Source organism: Devosia subaequoris, from assembly GCF_014197055.1.
GTDB lineage: Bacteria > Pseudomonadota > Alphaproteobacteria > Rhizobiales > Devosiaceae > Devosia > Devosia subaequoris.
Map to the genome: position 1 here is coordinate 1 of NZ_JACIEW010000027.1, position 1,368 is coordinate 1,368.

General features: G+C 64.5%; 1 protein-coding gene. It reads left to right on the forward strand.

The window, feature by feature from the left end; translation table 11 throughout:
• Positions 1-100 precede the first annotated feature (100 nt).
• A complete protein-coding gene (locus tag GGR20_RS18405; protein ID WP_183312814.1) occupies positions 101-1,300 on the forward strand; it encodes an IS256 family transposase in 1,200 nt (399 codons plus the stop codon).
• Positions 1,301-1,368 lie beyond the last annotated feature (68 nt).

Consider the following 1,368-nt stretch of genomic DNA (forward strand, 5'->3'; position numbering starts at 1 on the left):
GGTCGTGTCCCCGGTCGTGGTGTAGCTGAGCGCGGTAGTCATCGGCGCTTTCCGGTAGGGTCTGGTTGCTTACACCAACCTGATACCGGAAGGACGACCGATGACCGACGATATGATGAACCTGCGCACGCTGGTGGAGAAGACCCCCGACGCCGATATTCTGCGTGAGATGATCGGCTTTGCCGCCGAGCGGCTTATGGAGCTGGAGGTGGGTGCGGCCACCGGCGCCGGCTATGGCGAGAAGAGTGCCGAGCGTCTGGCGCAGCGCAATGGCTACCGTGATCGGGATTGGGAGACGCGGGCTGGCACGGTCGAGCTGCGCATTCCCAAGCTCAGGAAGGGCAGTTATTTTCCCGGCTTCCTTGAACCGCGGCGGCTGGCCGAGAAGGCGCTGATGGCGGTGATCCAGGAGGCCTATGTCCAGGGTATCTCGACCCGGTCCGTGGACGACCTGGTCAAGGCCATGGGCATGAGCGGCATCTCCAAGAGCCAGGTGAGCCGGCTGTGCGAAGACATCGACAGCAAGGTGAAGGCCTTCCTCGATCGCCCCCTCGAAGGCGACTGGCCCTATCTGTGGATCGATGCCACTTACCTCAAGGTGCGCCGGGGCGGACGGATCGTCTCTGTGGCGGCGACTATCGCCGTGGGCGTCAACAGTGACGGCCGGCGCGAGGTTCTGGGCATGCAGATCGGCACGTCCGAAGCCGAGCCGATCTGGACCGAGTTCCTGCGCAAGCTCACACGGCGCGGCCTGCGCGGGGTCAAGCTGGTTGTCTCGGACGCCCATGAGGGCATCAAGGCCGCCGTCAGCAAGGTGCTGTGCGCAACCTGGCAGCGGTGCCGGGTCCACTTCATGCGCAATGTGCTGGCTCATGCCGGCAAGAGCGGGCGGCGAGTCGCCAGCGCCTTCATCGCCACCGCCTTCGCACAGGAAACGCCAGAGGCAGCCAGCACCCAATGGCGGGCCGTCGCCGATCAGATCCGTGCCAAAGTGCCCAAGCTCGCCGCGATCATGGACGAGGCCGAGACCGATGTGCTGGCGTATATGACCTTCCCCAGGGAGCATCGCGTCCAGCTCCACAGCACCAACCCGATCGAACGGGTCAATGGCGAGATCAAGCGCCGCACCGAGGTCGTGGGCATCTTCCCCAACGACGACGCCATCATCCGCCTGGTCGGCGCCATCCTGCTCGAGCAAAACGATGAGTGGGCCGTCCAGAGGTCTCGCTACATGACACTGGAATCCGTCGCCCCATTGAGCGATGATCCTCTCGTCAGCCTGCCAGGCATAGCCCGCTGATCAGCCCGGCCCATGCCGGAAAAGCCTCGAGGCCCAGCCTCAGCTACACCACGCTATGGGACACGATC

Bases quoted from the DNA above. Each gene is read 5' to 3' on its own strand.
- GGR20_RS18405 (WP_183312814.1), top strand. From the start codon at position 101: ATGACCGACGATATGATGAACCTGCGCACGCTGGTGGAGAAGACCCCC.